The 13,911-nt window shown below is 74.0% G+C and carries 13 protein-coding genes, 1 tRNA gene and 1 other RNA gene; 6 read left to right on the top strand and 9 right to left on the bottom strand.

Annotated features, from left to right (window positions below; all coding sequences use genetic code 11):
* The first annotated feature begins 10 nt into the window (after positions 1-10).
* From AB0442_RS13100 to AB0442_RS13090, 3 genes are all read left to right on the top strand, one after another.
* Positions 11-373, top strand: coding sequence for a nuclear transport factor 2 family protein (locus AB0442_RS13100; RefSeq protein WP_366162622.1), 363 nt, complete (start codon positions 11-13; stop codon positions 371-373).
* Positions 374-453: 80 nt separating this feature from the next.
* Positions 454-2,289: a prolyl oligopeptidase family serine peptidase gene (locus AB0442_RS13095; RefSeq protein WP_366162620.1), complete on the top strand. Its 1,836-nt coding sequence runs from the start codon at positions 454-456 to the stop codon at positions 2,287-2,289.
* Positions 2,286-2,759, top strand: a complete 474-nt coding sequence (locus AB0442_RS13090; RefSeq protein ID WP_366162618.1) for a hypothetical protein — start codon at positions 2,286-2,288, stop codon at positions 2,757-2,759. The genes AB0442_RS13095 and AB0442_RS13090 overlap by 4 nt, the downstream gene beginning before the upstream one ends.
* A 24-nt stretch (positions 2,760-2,783) precedes the next feature.
* Here AB0442_RS13090 and AB0442_RS13085 read toward each other — a convergent pair whose 3' ends face one another.
* The 9 genes from AB0442_RS13085 to ffs form a co-directional block, all read right to left on the bottom strand.
* On the bottom strand, positions 2,784-3,557 hold the full coding sequence (locus tag AB0442_RS13085) for an SURF1 family protein (RefSeq protein WP_366162616.1): 774 nt from the start codon (positions 3,555-3,557) through the stop codon (positions 2,784-2,786).
* A gap of 193 nt (positions 3,558-3,750) precedes the next feature.
* Positions 3,751-4,779 carry a hypothetical protein gene (locus AB0442_RS13080; protein WP_366162615.1) on the bottom strand — a complete coding sequence of 343 codons (1,029 nt, stop codon included), beginning with the start codon at positions 4,777-4,779 and terminating at the stop codon, positions 3,751-3,753.
* Positions 4,772-5,296 (bottom strand): SigE family RNA polymerase sigma factor, encoded by a 525-nt coding sequence (locus AB0442_RS13075; RefSeq protein ID WP_344622880.1) that lies wholly within the window; start codon positions 5,294-5,296, stop codon positions 4,772-4,774. Before AB0442_RS13075 ends, AB0442_RS13080 begins: the two co-directional genes overlap by 8 nt.
* 298 nt (positions 5,297-5,594) lie before the next feature.
* Positions 5,595-6,875 (bottom strand): aspartate kinase, encoded by a 1,281-nt coding sequence (locus tag AB0442_RS13070; protein WP_363541008.1) that lies wholly within the window; start codon positions 6,873-6,875, stop codon positions 5,595-5,597.
* Between the two features lie 238 nt (positions 6,876-7,113).
* Positions 7,114-7,755, bottom strand: a complete 642-nt coding sequence (locus AB0442_RS13065) for a DUF5063 domain-containing protein (RefSeq protein ID WP_366162614.1) — start codon at positions 7,753-7,755, stop codon at positions 7,114-7,116.
* Positions 7,748-8,347 (bottom strand): recombination mediator RecR, encoded by a 600-nt coding sequence (recR, locus tag AB0442_RS13060; protein ID WP_263104626.1) that lies wholly within the window; start codon positions 8,345-8,347, stop codon positions 7,748-7,750. The genes AB0442_RS13065 and recR overlap by 8 nt, the downstream gene beginning before the upstream one ends.
* A gap of 243 nt (positions 8,348-8,590) precedes the next feature.
* On the bottom strand, positions 8,591-8,929 hold the full coding sequence (locus AB0442_RS13055; protein WP_263104625.1) for a YbaB/EbfC family nucleoid-associated protein: 339 nt from the start codon (positions 8,927-8,929) through the stop codon (positions 8,591-8,593).
* Between the two features lie 154 nt (positions 8,930-9,083).
* Positions 9,084-11,306 carry a DNA polymerase III subunit gamma and tau gene (locus AB0442_RS13050; protein WP_366162612.1) on the bottom strand — a complete coding sequence of 741 codons (2,223 nt, stop codon included), beginning with the start codon at positions 11,304-11,306 and terminating at the stop codon, positions 9,084-9,086.
* A gap of 72 nt (positions 11,307-11,378) precedes the next feature.
* Positions 11,379-11,469, bottom strand: an RNA gene (gene ffs, locus AB0442_RS13045) — signal recognition particle sRNA small type.
* 132 nt (positions 11,470-11,601) lie between these two features.
* Between ffs and AB0442_RS13040 the strand changes: the two genes are divergently transcribed.
* From AB0442_RS13040 to AB0442_RS13030, 3 genes are all read left to right on the top strand, one after another.
* Positions 11,602-11,686, top strand: a tRNA-Ser gene (locus AB0442_RS13040).
* Positions 11,687-11,854: 168 nt separating this feature from the next.
* Positions 11,855-13,123, top strand: coding sequence for a GNAT family N-acetyltransferase (locus AB0442_RS13035; protein WP_366162611.1), 1,269 nt, complete (start codon positions 11,855-11,857; stop codon positions 13,121-13,123).
* Between the two features lie 207 nt (positions 13,124-13,330).
* Complete coding sequence (locus AB0442_RS13030; RefSeq protein WP_366162610.1) at positions 13,331-13,909, top strand: DUF5994 family protein; 579 nt, start codon at positions 13,331-13,333, stop codon at positions 13,907-13,909.
* Positions 13,910-13,911: the final 2 nt, after the last annotated feature.

The following is a 13,911-nucleotide window of genomic DNA, read 5'->3' as shown; positions in this document are numbered from 1 at the left end:
GGACACCACCGTGAGCGACCTTCAGCAGATCGTGGAGCAGTACATCGCCGTCTGGAACGAGACCGACGGCGAGGCCCGCCGGGCCGTGATCGAGACCCTGTGGGCGGAGGACGGCAGCTACACCGACCCGCTGGTGGACGTGGCCGGCCGGGACGGGCTGGACGCGACGGTGGCGGCGGTGCAGGGGCAGTTCCCGGGGTTCGTGTTCACCCTGGGCCCGGTCGACGCGCACCACCACGTGGCCCGGTTCACCTGGGGTCTGGGGCCGGCGGGCGCGGAGCCGCTGGTGGAGGGCTTCGACGTGCTCGCCCTGGACGGCGAGGGCCGGATCGCCTCGGTGGCCGGGTTCCTGGACAAGGTCCCGGGCGCCTGAGGGCGGCTGCCGCCGCGGCCCGGTGCCCGGCGCGGTCGGACGCGTTCCGTTCCGCGCCGGGCATCGGGTTGGATGGGGGGATGAGCGAGGAGAAGAGCAGCGCACCGGCGTGGGAGCAGCGGTTCCGGGCGGCCCGGGTGTCGCTGCCGGACTGGGCGGACGACGCCCCGGAGCGGGCGCTGTACGTGTCGAACTCCACCGGCACCTACGAGGTGTACGCGTGGGACCGGGCCGCGGACGTGCACCGCCGGGTGACGGACCGCCCGAACGGCACCACGGACGCCGAGCTCAGTCCGGACGGCGCGTGGGTGTGGTGGTTCGACGACACCGACGGCGACGAGTTCGGGGTGTGGCGGCGCCAGCCGTTCGCGGGCGGCCCGGACGAGGAGGCGGTGCCGGGTGTGCCCGCCGCGTACTCGGCCGGCCTGGCGCTGGGCCGGGACGGCACGGTGGTGGTCGGCACCTCGACGGACGACGAGGGCACCACGCTGTTCCTGCGCCGCCCCGGCGCCTCGGAGGTGGAGGAGGTGTACCGGCACGCCGAGTACGGCGGCATCGGCGACCTCTCGTACGACGGTTCGCTGCTGGCGGTCGACCACACCGAGCACGGTGACGCGATGCACTCGGCGATCCGGGTGCTGCGGCTCTCCGACGGCGCGGCGCTCGCCGAGCTGGACGAGGTGACCGGCCGCGAGGAGCCGCGCGGGGTGGCCTGCCTCGGCTTCGCGCCGGCGGACGGCGACACCCGGCTGCTGGTCGCGCACCAGCGGCGGGGCCGCTGGGAGCCGATGCTGTGGGACGTCGCCACCGGTTCGGAGACCGAGCTGGGCCTGCGCGACGAGCAGGGCCGGGAGTTCCCCGGCGACCTGTCGGCGCAGTGGTGGCCGGGCGCGCGGGCCCTGCTGATCGAGCACGAGTACGAGGCCCGCAGCGAGCTGTTCTCGTACGACCTGGCGAGCGGCCGGCTGACCCGGCTGGACACGCCGCGGGGCACGGTGGCGGGGGCGACGGCGCGGCCGGACGGCACGGTGGAGTTCCTGTGGTCCTCGGCGGCGGAGCCCTCGGCCGTCCGCTCGACGGCGGGCACGGTGGTGCTGCGGGCGCCGGGGCCGGTGCCGCCGGGGTCGGTGCCGGTGGAGGACGTCTGGGTGGAGGGCCCGGGCGGCCGGGTGCACGCGCTGGTGCAGCGGCCGGCCGGCGAGGGCCCGTTCCCGACGGTGTTCGAGGTGCACGGCGGCCCCACCCACCACGACAGCGACTCCTTCGCGGCCGGGCCGGCGGCCTGGCTGGACCACGGCTTCGCCGTCGTCCGGGTCAACTACCGCGGCTCGACCGGCTACGGGCAGGCGTGGACGGACGCGCTGCGCGAGCGGGTCGGCCTGATCGAGCTGGAGGACATCGGCGCCGTCCGGGCGTGGGCGGTGGAGTCCGGGCTGGCGGACCCTGCCCGGCTGGTGCTGTCCGGCGGCTCCTGGGGCGGCTACCTGACCCTGCTGGGCCTGGGGGTGCAGCCGGACGACTGGACGCTGGGCCTGGCGGCCGTCCCGGTGGCGGACTACCTCACCGCGTACGAGGACGAGATGGAGGCGCTGAAGTCGCTGGACCGCACGCTGTTCGGCGGTACTCCGGAGGAGGTGCCGGACCGCTGGCGGGCGTCCTCGCCGCTCACCTACGTGGAGCGGGTGAAGGCCCCGGTGTACATCAGCGCCGGGGTGAACGACCCGCGGTGCCCGATCCGGCAGATCGAGAACTACGTCGGCCGGCTGGACGAGCTGGGTAAGGTGCACGAGGTCTACCGCTACGACGCCGGGCACGGCTCGCTGGTGGTGGAGGAACGCATCCGGCAGCTGAGGCTGGAGATCGACTTCGCGCGGCGCCACCTCGACGGCCCCGCGCTCGGGGGAGACGGCAGATGAGCAGACGCACCGCCCTGGCCACCGCCGCGGCCCTGACCGTCCTGCTGACGGCGACCGCGTGCTCGGACGAGAGCGACGACCCCTGCGACTACGACGCGGCGGGCCGGCCGTCGCTGTCGGTGGACGCGTTCACGGTCGCCGGGACCGCCCCGGACGACACCGCCGCGGACGGGACCGCGGCGGGCGGTGCGCTCGGCGGCGACCTCTCCGCGCAGCTGCTGGCCAAGACGGGGCGCAGCGCGAAGAAGTCGAAGAGCAGCCGCACGGTGCACCACCACCACGGCAGCACCACCTCGGGGTCGACCTCCGGGTCGAGCGGCGACGGCTCCTGCGGTTCCTCGCCGGGCCCGTCGCCGAGCGGGTCGTGGTCCTTCCCGAGCGCGTCACCGGGGACGGCCGCCGGGGGCGTGCTGCCCTCGCCGCGCTCGCCGCTGCCGACGGCGAAGACCCCGCTGCCGACGAAGCGCTGACCGCCCGGGCCGCCGGAGTCGGGCTCAGACGAGCCCGAGGGCCCGGTCCTGGGCGGCCTCGGCCTCGCGGCGCACGAGGCGGAACCACATGAAGACCACGAAGCCGGCGAAGACGAACCACTCCAGCGTGTAGCCGAGGTTCTGGAAGGCGCGCAGGGTGAGGCCGTTGCCGCCCTGCGGCTCGACGGTGGGCACCGCGGTCAGCGGGCCGGTCGCCCCGTCGGCGGCGACCCAGCCGTCGTAGACGGGGTACGGCAGCACGTTGATCAGAGTGGCCGGGCTGATGGTGCCGAGCTGCCCGGCGGGCAGTCCGCCCGCGACGGCGCCGCCGCTGCCGCTGTTCTCCGGTGCCTGGAGCCGTCCGGCGACGGTGACCTCGCCTGCGGGGGCCGCCGGGACGGCGGGGCCGGTGCCGGGGTCGCCGGGCGCCCAGCCTCGGACGACCGCGGCGGCCCGCCCGTCGGCGGTGCGCAGCGGGGTGAGCACGTAGTAGCCCTGACGTCCGTCGAGGGTGCGGCCGGGCACCAGGAACTGGTGGGCGGTGTCGTAGCTGCCGGTGACGGTGACCGCCCGGCCGACCGTGTCGGTGCCGACCTGCGGGCTGCCCGCGGTGAGCACCTCGCCGAGCGGGGCGGCGGCTGCCTGGGCCGCGGTGGCCGCGGCGGTGTTCCGGTGGGTGTCGACCCGGGCCTCGAAGCGGCCGAGCTGCCAGGTGCCGAGCAGCAGGCAGACCGCGATGGCGACCACGCCGACGGCGGTGGCGGCGATCCACCGCGGAGTCAGGAGAAACCGGTACACACCCACCACGGTAACCACCTCCTACGGCCGCCCCTGCCCCCGGGGTGCCCGCCGCGCCGCCCGACCGCCCGGCGGGGTCCGCGCCCGGCGGGGTCCGGGCGGGAGGGCCGGGGCGCGGCCTCGCCGGTCACGGGTGCGCCGCGAGGTGCCCCCACGCGCCCCCGGACCCGCCGGCCGGGCGTCGTGAGGACGACTACCGGCTCGGGCCCGGGGTGGCGACGGCCGTGGGGGACTCGGCCGGGACGGTCTCGGGGGCGGTGCGGTAGACGGTGCCGCCGCAGCTCCCGGTGATCACGGTGCTGGCCGCCGTGGGGTCGCCGCCGACCGGGGTGTGGGCGACGGTGACGCTCGGCGGGTCCGCGGTGGGCGTCGGGCTGGGGCTGGGCTCCGCGGTGGCGGCCGCGGGCGCGTCCGGGCCGCTGCTGGCCGCTGCGGTGGCCGGGGCCTCGGGTGCGGCGGCACCGGCCCGCGGGGCGCTGCTCGGGCAGGTGCCCTCGGGCACCCAGCCGAACCGCACCCGGTACCCCTCGCCGGGGCCGAGCACGATCGGCAGGGCGACGGCGGCGGGCGCGGGCAGGGCGGTGGCGGCGTCGCCCGCGATGTGGTCGACGACCTTGATCCGGGTCTGGTCGGCGGGACCGCCGGCGGTGGCGGCGACGGTGCCGGGTCCGGTCACCCCGCAGCTGCGCGCCGAGGTGTTGCGGACGGTGAAGTAGCCGTAGGTGCTGCCTGCGCTGTCGACCGGCTCCAGATGGGCGGTGGCGCGGCCGAGGTCGGTGCGCAGGCAGGCGGGGACGGCGGCGGGCGCGCTCGCGGCGGTGCTGCCGGGGTCGGTGGCGGCGGTGCTGCCGCTCGCGTCGGCGGACGGGATGGGCCGGCCGTCCGGCTGGGCGGGGAGCGGGGCGGTGCGCGGTCCGCCGGTGGAGCCGCGGGTGGCGCGCGGGGTGCGGTCGGCGCCGTGCGCGTCGGTGCTGCCGGCGGTGGTGCCGCCGGAGAGGTCGAAGGGCCGGACGGCGTGCAGGGCGGGGACGACGGCCGCGGCGAGCAGGGTGGCGGCGACCGCACCCGTCCAGGCGTTGCGGCGGCGGGCCCGGCGGCGGGGCACGGCGTGCCGGATCCGGCCGAGGGCGGCCGGGTCGGGTTCGACGGTGGCCACGGCCCGGTGGAGGAGGGTTCGCAGCTCGTGCTCGGCGCGGGCGGCGCCGGGCTGATCGTCAGTCATGGCTGCCCTCCATCAGGATGCGCAGGGCGGCCAGTCCGCGGGAGCCGTACGCCTTCACCGAGCCGACGGAGACGCCGAGCACCTCGGCGACCTGGGCCTCCGTCAGGTCCGCGTAGTAACGCAGCACGAGCACCTCCCGCTGACGGCGCTGCAGTCCCCGCAGCGCGGTCCTCAACTGATCGCGCTCCAGCGCATCGTAGGCCCCTTCTTCTGCACTGGCCATGTCAGGCATGGGCTTGGGGAGCAGGCGCAGGCCGAGGATCCGTCGGCGCAGGGTGGAGCGGGACAGGTTGACGACGGTCTGCCGCAGGTAGGCGAGGGTCTTCTCCGGTTCGCGCACCCGCCGCCGGGCTGCGTGGACCCGGATGAACGCCTCCTGGACGACGTCCTCGCACGAGGAGAGGTCGTCGAGCAGCAGCGCGGCGAGGCGCAGCAAGGACCGGTAGTGGGCCTGGTACGTCTCGGTGAGCTGGTCGACGCTGGCCCCTGTCGCGTCCGCCGCCGCGGCCGAGCCCATCCGACTAGCTGCCGACCGGCGCACCGGCAGCGGCAGCGACACCGCCGGCACCGCTTCGATCACGTTCGACACGCCTGTTGGACACTCGATCCCCCGTCATGGTTGCCCGGACGGCCTGCCATTCTTCCGTACCGACCGGAGCCCGCTCCAGCGGGACAACGGGTGATTCTGACGGATTGTCTCGGAAGGATCGGGAGAAACCGTGACGGTCGTCCCGATCGCGGGCCCGCGGGCCGCCGTCCGGCCGCGCGCAGGCGGACGGGCCGGGGCACCTGGGTGCCCCGGCCCGTCCGGTGCGTCAGCGGCCGGTGCCGCCGTAGACCACGGCCTCGTCGGTCTCCGTGTCGAGGCCGAAGGCGGTGTGCACGGCGCGCACGGCTTCCGGGATGTCCTCGGAGCGGGTGACGACCGAGATGCGGATCTCGGAGGTGGAGATCAACTCGATGTTGACCCCGGCCTCGGAGAGCGCCTCGAAGAACGTGGCGGTGACGCCCGGGTTGGAGCGCATGCCGGCGCCGACCAGCGAGAGCTTGCCGATGGCGTCGTCGTAGCGCAGCGATTCGTAGCCGATGCCGTCCTTGACCCGGCCGAGCGCGTCGATGGCCTTCTGGCCGTCGGTCTTCGGCAGGGTGAAGGAGATGTCGGTCAGACCGGTCGACGCGGTGGAGACGTTCTGCACCACCATGTCGATGTTGACCTCGGCGTCCGCGATGGCACGGAAGATCCGGGCCGCCTCGCCCGGCTTGTCCGGCACTCCGACGACGGTGATCTTCGCCTCGGACGTGTCGTGGGCGACTCCGGAGATGATGGCCTGCTCCATCTCGCCCCCTTCGGGCTTGTTGGGGTTGTCGGCGCTCACGATAGTCCCCGGCAGGCCGGAGAACGACGAGCGGACGTGGATCGGGATGTTGTAGCGGCGCGCGTACTCGACACACCGGTCGAGGAGCACCTTGGAGCCGGACGAGGCCAGCTCCAGCATGTCCTCGAAGGAGATCCAGTCGATCTTGCGCGCCTTCTTCACCACGCGGGGGTCCGCGGAGAACACGCCGTCCACGTCGGTGTAGATCTCGCAGACCTCGGCGCCGAGCGCCGCCGCCAGGGCGACGGCCGTGGTGTCGGAGCCGCCGCGGCCGAGCGTGGTGATGTCCTTGCTGACCTGCGACACGCCCTGGAAGCCGGCCACGATCGCGATGTTGCCCTCGTCCAGGGCGTTGCGGATCCGGCCGGGCGTGACGTCGATGATGCGTGCCTTGTTGTGCGTGGCGTCGGTGATGACGCCCGCCTGGCTGCCCGTGAAGGACTGGGCGTCGAAGCCCAGCGTTTTGATCGCCATGGCCAGCAGAGCCATGGAGATGCGCTCTCCTGCGGTCAGCAGCATGTCGAACTCACGGCCGGACGGAATAGGGGTCACCTGTTCCGCGAGTTCGATGAGCTCGTCCGTCGTGTCTCCCATCGCGGACACCACGACGACGACCTCATGGCCGGCCTTCCTGGTGTCGACGATCCGTCGGGCGACGCGCTTGATGCCTTCGGCATCCGCAACGGATGAGCCGCCGTACTTCTGCACGACAAGGCCCACGTGCGCTCCTCGACTTGTGTCGTTTCGGGGGTGGTGGCCCCCTTCTGCGGTCGCGGCCAGTCTATCGAGCGGGGCGCGGGCGACCGGAGCCATCCATATGACGAGACGACCATATCGCCTGGTGAGCAGCGGCAACAGGCAGGTCTGCGGGCGGACGGCCGCCCGCCGAAAGAAAATCCGGGGCCGGGCACCAGCCCGACCCCGGATTTCACGATGGGGAGATTCGGTGGAACCTTCGTCACATCCCCAGCTCGGCGGCCATCAGGTCGCCCGCCTGCTGCTCCAGCTGCTCGTCGGTGAGACCGTCCTGGTCGGTGTCCGCACCGTCCACCGCCGCACCGATCGGGCTGTCCAGCCGGACGTGCGCGATCAGCGACTGCAGCGCCCGCAGCACCGCGGTGCAGGTCGAGCCCCAGTTGGACAGGTACGAGAACTGCCACCACCACAGCGCCTCGCTGACCCGGCCCTCCCGGTAGTGCACCAGGCCGTGCCGCAGCTCGGCGACCACGCCCGCCAGGTCGTCCGAGATCCGGAAGGCGCTCGGCTTCTCCGGCGGACCGTAGGGGTCGAAGACCTCGTGGTACACGTCGATCGGCGCCAGCAGCTCGGCGAGCCGCTCGCGCAGCTCGACGCCGTCCGGCTCCGGCCCGGTGTCCGGCTCGAAGCGGTCCTCCGGCACGACGTCCTCGATCGCCCCCAGCCGGCCGCCCGCCAGCAGCAGCTGCGAGACCTCCAGCAGCAGCAGCGAGATCGCGCTGCCCGGCTCGTCGCCCTTGGCGACCTCGGTGACGGCGAGCACGAAGCTCTCCACCGAGTCGGCGATCTGCACGGCGAAGTCGTCGGGCTCGCTGGTGTGGGCGGTGTCCCTGTGGTCAGACATCGAGCAGTCGTCTCCCTTCGAAGGCCCGGCCGAGGGTGACCTCGTCGGCGTACTCCAGGTCCCCGCCGACGGGCAGGCCGCTCGCCAGCCGGGTCACCTTCAGACCCATCGGCTTGCACAGCCGGGCCAGGTAGGTGGCGGTCGCCTCCCCCTCCAGGTTGGGGTCGGTGGCCAGGATCAGCTCGGTGACCGTGCCGTCGGCGAGCCGGGTCATCAGCTCCCGGATCCGCAGGTCGTCCGGACCGACGCCCTCGATCGGGCTGATCGCGCCGCCCAGCACGTGGTAGCGGCCGCGGAACTCGCGCGTCCGCTCGATCGCCACCACGTCCTTCGGCTCCTCGACCACGCAGATCACCGCGAGGTCGCGGCGCGGGTCCAGACAGACCCGGCACTGCTCGGACTCCGCGACGTTGCCGCAGACCGCGCAGAACCGGACCTTCTCCTTCACCTGCATCAGCGCGCCGGCCAGCCGCCGGACGTCCACCGGATCGGCCTGCAGGACGTGGAAGGCGATCCGCTGCGCGCTCTTGGGCCCGACGCCGGGCAGCCTGCCCAGTTCGTCGATCAGGTCCTGAACCACGCCCTCGTACACGTCACGCCTTCCTTCGGCCGGGGCCACGGCCCGGAACCCAGTGCTCCGGTGCCCGTCGCTCCGGTGCCATCATCCAACGGATCGGGCGCCGGACACACCGTCCGGCGCCCGACTCACCCATAAATCACACAGCACCGGCGCGTACCGGCACACTGCACGCCACCGGAGTGCCACCCGCGGTGCACCGCGCGCGGCGGGCGGCCGCGGCGGCGGTGCCCGATCGGGCCAGGACCGGGCCCCGACTCAGAAGGGCAGGCCGGGGATGCCGCCGCCGCCCAGGCCCTGGGTCAGCGGGCCCATCCGCTCGGCCTGCAGCTTCTGGGCCGCCGCGTTGGCGTCCCGCACCGCGGCCAGCACCAGGTCCGCCAGGGTCTCGGTGTCCTCCGGGTCGACCGCGGCCGGCGCGATCGCGAGCGCGACCAGCTCGCCGGAGCCCGTCACCGTCGCCTCGACCAGGCCGCCGCCCGCCGAACCGCTCACCTTGGTCTCGGCCAGCTCCTTCTGGACCTTGCCGAGCTCCTCCTGCATCTTCTGCGCCTGCTTCAGCAGCTGCTGCATGTTGGGCTGGCCACCAGGGAACACGGCACATCTCCTGTCCTGTACGACATCGTCGCCCCCGAGCCTACGCGGCCCGGACGGCCGCCGCGGCTGCCCTGCCCACCCCCGGCCGGCCGGTGGCCCGGAACGGCCGGTGAACGGCCGCCGGGGTGGCCGGACGCGGGCCCGGACGGGCGGCTCAGGTGTTGTGGTGGATCTCCTCCAGGACGGTCGCCCCGAGCTCACGGATGATCAGCTCCTGGCCGGAGAAGGCCTCCTCGGTCAGGTCCGGGTCGTCGTCCTCCGGGACGTCGTCCTCCGGCGCGACCGGCGGCGGCTGCGGCGGCTGGTACGTCCCCGCCGCCTGCGGCGGTGCGGCCGACGGCTGCGGCGGTGCGGCCGACGGCTGCGGAGCCGCGGCCTGCGGGGCCGGACGCTGCGGCTGCACCGGGGCGGCCGGCTGCGGGGCCGCGGCCTGCGGCGGGGCGGCCGGCTGCGGCTGGAACGGCTGGGCGGGCGGGGCCGCGGGGCGCTGCGGCGCACCCCAGCCACCGCCACCACCGCCGGCCTGCGGCGCCGCGGGCGCACCCGCGCCACCGGCCCCGCCGGACGGGTCCACGATGCACTCGACCCGCCAGTCCACCTGGAGGGCGTCGGCCAGTGCCTGGCGGAGCACCTCGTCGCTGTTGCTGCCCACGAAGCTGTCCCGGGCACCGGCGTTGATGAAGGAGACCTGCAGGACCTTGCCGTCGAAACCGGCCACCTGGCCGTTCTGGCTGAGCAGGATCCAGGTGAAGCGGCGCCGGTTCTTCACCGCGTCCAGGATCTGCGGCCACATCTGCCGGATCTGGGCGGCGCCCTGCTGCGCGGCGGCCGACGGCTGGCTGCCGGACGCCGCCGCGGCGGGGGCCGCGGCGGCGGCCGGAGGAGCGGCCATCGGTGTCGGGGCCGCGGCGGGTGCCTGCGGAGGCGTGGACGGCTGCGGGGCCGGCGCGGGCGCCTGGGCCGGGGCCTGCCCGGCGGCCGGGAAGCTGCGCGGGATCGGCCAGGCGCCGGGGGCCGGGGCGCCCGCCGCGGGGGCGGCAGCGGCCGGGGCGGCCTGGGGCGGAGCGGCCGGGGCCTGGGCTGCGGGCTGCTGGGCGGCGAACTGCTGGGGAGCGGCCTGCGGCACCGCGGGCGCGGCCGGCAGGTCCGGCACGGCCGCCGGCACACCGGGCATCGGCCCGGCAGGCATCTGCAGGCCGCCCGCGGGGAGGCCGCCGGCCGAGGCGCGCCGCTCCAGCTTGTCCAGCCGGGCCTGCAGCGACAGCTCGTCGCTGTACGCGCCGGGCAGCATCACCCGGGCACAGATCAGCTCCAGCTGGAGGCGGGGGGCGGCGTTGCCGCGCATCTCGGTCAGACCGGTGTTGACGATGTCGGCGGCGCGGCTGAGCTCGGCCGCGCCGAAGCGGTCCGCCTGCGCCTGCATGACGGCGATCCGGTCGGCCGGGGCGTCGATCAGGCCCTTCTCGCCGGCGTCCGGCACTGTGGCGAGGATCACCAGGTCGCGCAGCCGCTCCAGCAGGTCCGTCACGAACCGGCGGGGGTCGTGGCCGCCCTCGACGACCCGGTCGACCACCTGGAAGACCGTCGCGCCGTCGTGCGCCGCGAAGGCGTCCACGACCTCGTCGAGCAGCGCGGAGTCGGTGTAGCCGAGCAGGGCGGTGGCCATCTGGTAGGTCACACCGGCCTCGCCGGCACCGGCCAGCAGCTGGTCCATCACCGACATCGAGTCGCGGACGGAGCCGGCGCCGGCCCGGACGACCAGCGGGAAGACCGCGTCCTCGACCTGGATGCCCTCGCGGCCGCAGACCTCGGCCAGGTAGTCCCGCAGGGTGCCGGGCGGCACCAGGCGGAACGGGTAGTGGTGGGTGCGGGACCGGATCGTCCCGATCACCTTCTCCGGCTCGGTGGTCGCGAAGATGAACTTGAGGTGCTCCGGCGGCTCCTCCACGACCTTCAGCAGGGCGTTGAAGCCGGCCGAGGTCACCATGTGCGCCTCGTCCAGGATGAAGATCTTGTACCGGCTGTGCACCGGCGCGAAGAAGGCCCGCTCGCGCAGCTCGCGCGCGTCGTCGACGCCACCGTGCGAGGCGGCGTCGATCTCGATCACGTCGATCGAGCCGGGGCCGCCGGTCGCCAGGTCGCGGCAGGACTGGCACTCGCCGCAGGGCGTGGGCGTCGGGCCCTGCTCGCAGTTCAGGCAGCGCGCCAGGATGCGGGCGCTGGTCGTCTTGCCGCAGCCGCGCGGCCCGCTGAACAGGTACGCGTGGTTGACCCGGTTGTTACGCAGGGCCTGCTGGAGCGGGGCGGTCACGTGCTCCTGCCCGATGACCTCCGCGAAGGTCTCGGGGCGGTAGCGGCGGTACAGGGCTAGGGACACGCCACCGACGATATCGGGACGGGCCGACAAACGCGGCCTTCCCCGGCACGACCCGGGGCCGCCCGCAAACGCAAGGACCCCTCGTGCACCCGCCAGAGCCCTCCTACCCTTGCTGCCTTCCGGCCCTGGGGGGGTTCAGAGAGATGACGCCGCACGAGGGGCTGCCCCAAGAGTAGCGGATCGCGAGCCCCGGGTGGTCCACCCCACCCCGTCTGAGATCCGCAGGCGACCGCGCACGGCCACCTGCGGGATAGCGGTTCGCGAGCACCCCTCGACATGTACTAAGCTCTCCCACGGAGGATTCGCCTAGAGGCCTAGGGCGCACGCTTGGAAAGCGTGTTGGGGGCAACCCCTCACGAGTTCGAATCTCGTATCCTCCGCCTTACCGAAGGTCCGGACCGCACCACGCGGTCCGGGCCTTCGTCGTTCCTGCGACTTGTGCGGCTGCCCTGCCCTCCGCCGGCGGTCGTGGTTGCCCTCCCGGGCGGGCGGCCACGCAGGAGGCGGCCGATGATGGAAGTCCGGGACGCGACGTTCGAGAGCAGCGTATGGCTGTATGGCACGTCAGGGACTTCACGCCGGACGACCTGGAAGCGGTGGTCCGGCTCGACGCCGAGAGCGCCACCGCGGACCGCCCCGCCGTCTTCCGCCTCTCCGACGTCGTCGCCGCGCTGCAGGCGCGGAATCCGAGCGTCGTCGTGGTGGCCGACGGACATCTCGTGGGCGCGGCAGTGGGCCGGGTGGACGGGGACCGGGCATGGGTGCTCCGCTTGGCGCTGCACCCCGCCTGGCGGAACCCGGGCATGGGCATCGCGCTGCTGTCCGCGCTGGAACACCGCCTGCGGGACGCCGGCGCCAGAATCGTCGCAGCACTGCTGCCCGAAGAGGAAACCGGCGTCACAGCGCTGGGCAACTCCGGATTCCGCCCCCGCCGGGGGCTCACGTACTTCGAGAAGTCGGAGGCCGTCAGCGCCCAGGGCACGGCGGTCCTCGCCGAGCTGGGCGCGGTCATGCCCGAAGCCCGCCTCTGGGAGCAGCTCACGGGCATGGCCGACGAGAAGCGGCTCATCGAACGGCGCCTGGTGCTACCTCTGGCGAATCCCGAACTGGCGGACGCCCACGGAGTGGAGCCGCCTCGCGCGGTCGTGCTGTTCGGTCCGCCGGGCACGGGCAAGAGTACGTTCGCCAAGGCCGTGGCCGGTCGGCTCGGCTGGCCGTTCGTCGAGCTCTTCCCCTCCCGGCTCGCGTCGGAGGAGGGGCTGGTCACCGGACTCGGCCGCCGCTTCGAAGAGGTGGCGCAGCTCGACCACGTGCTGCTCTTCATCGACGAGGTGGAGGAGGTCGCCGGTACGCGCAGCCTCGCCGCCCCCGCGTCGGTCGGCGTGGTCAACGAACTCCTCAAGTCGATCGTGCGGTTCCGAGACCGCGACGGTCGGCTCCTCGTCTGCGCCACCAACTCGGTGGCCGCACTGGACCCGGCGTTCTTGCGCCACGGCCGGTTCGACTACGTCCTGCCGGTCGGGCCGCCGGACCCCGAGGCCCGCAACGCGCTGTGGACCGGCTACACGGCGAAAACGGGCACCGTCGCCGACACCGCAGCCCTCGCCGAGGCCAGCGAGGGCTTCACTCCCGCCGACATCAGGCAGGTCGCCATGGCGGTCGCCCAGAGCGCCTTCGAGCACACGCTCGACACCGGGGAGCGAAGCCAACCCGGCACTCAGGACTACCTGAACGCCATCCACCGCACCCGTCCGACCGTTTCCGAGGAGATGGCCAGGGAGTTCGCCGACCAGGCGGCCCGCTACGGGCGCGTCTGAGGACCGCCCTCGTCGTTCCGTGTGTCCGTCCGAAGGTGCCGGGCGGAAAATCTGACCCTCACGACCGTGCGGGGTTCAGGCCGGACCGGGAGTAACCTGGGCATCACCGAAGGCACTTCGCATGCCGGCACCGGATACTGGCGTCGTCTCCGGCGAACGGCTATCCCGGACCTGGCCCAGGCCGGGTCCGGAGGCGGGTCTCTCCTCATGACTGCGATCCTCGATCCTGCGACGGCGCCGACCGCCCCCGAATCACCCGTGCGGCTCTCCCTCGCGCCCGACGGCGTACGGGCCGGCCGACTGGACGGGGCCTGGTGGCCCCGGTCGCGTGACCTTCTTCTCGAACTCCCCTCCCTGGCCGCCGAGATCGACGAGCGGTGGGGCCGGATCACCCGGATCACGGTGAACCCCGCCCAGTGGCCGCTCATCCCGCGGCGGATCCCGGTCGCGGGCCACACCGTACATGCGGGCTGGTTCACCACCGAACAGGACGAGCACATGATCATGGTCTGCTCGTACGCTCCGCGCCGGCTGAACCTGCTGGTCGTCCCACCGCAGACGGATGCCGTCGATGCCGCCCGGCTGATGGCCGAGGCGGCCGATCCCGCCAGCACCAGAACCGCGAGCGAGTTGCTCGCCTGGGCTGCAAGCGATGGTGCGGCAGAGCCGGAGTTCCGTTCCGACTTCCTGCCGTCGGCGGTCACGCCCTCCGACGGCGCCGGTGGGGCCGACCTGCGAGCGGATCTCGCCCGGAGCCGGGCCGCCTCGTGGCCGGCAGCCGTGTAGTC

This window comes from Kitasatospora sp. NPDC085895 (assembly GCF_040702125.1).
Lineage (GTDB): Bacteria > Actinomycetota > Actinomycetes > Streptomycetales > Streptomycetaceae > Kitasatospora > Kitasatospora arboriphila.
This window is presented reverse-complemented; position numbering and strand designations above follow the sequence as displayed.